Raw genomic sequence first — 1,279 nt, forward strand, 5'->3', positions numbered from 1 at the left:
TTTCAAAGTATCGTTCATTCTTTCATATGCTTTAGCCAATTTATAACTAACTTCTGAATTTGTTACTTCATTCTCCGTTGCTTTTTTATAAATTTCTATTGATTTATTATCTTGATTAGACCACCAATATAAATCAAATAAAGCCAAGTAAATCTCATCATAAGAAGGGTGTCTTTTTAAAGCGTTTAAAAATTCCAATTCTGCTTCATTATAATTTCCTTGCCAAGCATTTATTCTTCCTTTTAAAAGTCTTACATCAGGATGATCTGACTGAATATTTAAAATATAATTACACAATAATAAGGCTTTATTGTATTCTTTATTAAAAGCCAATTCTCTTGCTACTAAAAAGGTTTGATCATTATTTAGTCCATCAGCTAAATTTTTAATAGTTAGAAGCTCATCTTTTGTAAATTCAACCTTCTTTTTAATATAAATATTCATCAAATCAGGATATATTTTATCATTGAGAGTAATATACGCATTCAATTTTTTAAAAGCTTTTAAAGAATCCTTTAGTTCACTTAAAACAATTGTGTCTTCGATTTTATAAGTATTAAAACTCTCATCAATTTTATACAATTCATCATCAGACAAAAGATACTCTTTGTATATATAATCATTTATCCCTCCTTTATATTTCATTAAAGGTATTTTCTTTAAATTTCTATATTTTACTGCTGTATCAAGACCTTTACCCATCCATGAAGTTTCTTCTAACTTATTGAATTTGTAATTTTTCATTAAAAAAGAAAGTAAACTTGGTGCTACGTCCCAATGTGATGATACTGATTTAAACTTTGAAGTTTTAGTTAACATTGGACTAAAAATATATAAGGGGACATGAAATCGGCACAATTTATCCTTTTGTGGAACAGGTATCAACCTATGATCACCTGTTATTATAAAAATTGTATTTGTATATTCCGGCCTTTGGGAATATCTCTCCATAAAATTTTTAATTGAGGTATCGGTATATAATAAAGTAGCAAAAATATCTTTATAGGAAGTTATTTCATTATCTGAAATTTTTAATGAATGATTTGCTTGCACTAAACTATCAACTTTTTGTATAAAACTTTCTTTTTCGGGAAATTCAAATGGTTCATGATTAGAAAGTGTCATTATAACATCAAACCTTGGCTGCTTTTTAGCATCAAATGTGGTTAATGTTTTTTCAAATATCTGCTCATCTGCATAACCCCATGAAAATCCATCAATATTCTTTTCGGTTTTAATAAAGTCTTTACCAAAATTACTTTCATCAATAATAATATCC

The 1,279-nt window shown here is 26.7% G+C and carries 1 protein-coding gene; it reads right to left on the reverse strand.

Going from position 1 to position 1,279, the window contains the following annotated elements:
- A partial coding sequence (locus JF818_RS06890) for a sulfatase-like hydrolase/transferase (protein ID WP_198891296.1) occupies positions 1-1,279 on the reverse strand: 1,279 nt, incomplete at both ends.

The organism is Sphaerochaeta sp. S2 (assembly GCF_016406725.1).
Taxonomy (GTDB): domain Bacteria; phylum Spirochaetota; class Spirochaetia; order Sphaerochaetales; family Sphaerochaetaceae; genus Sphaerochaeta.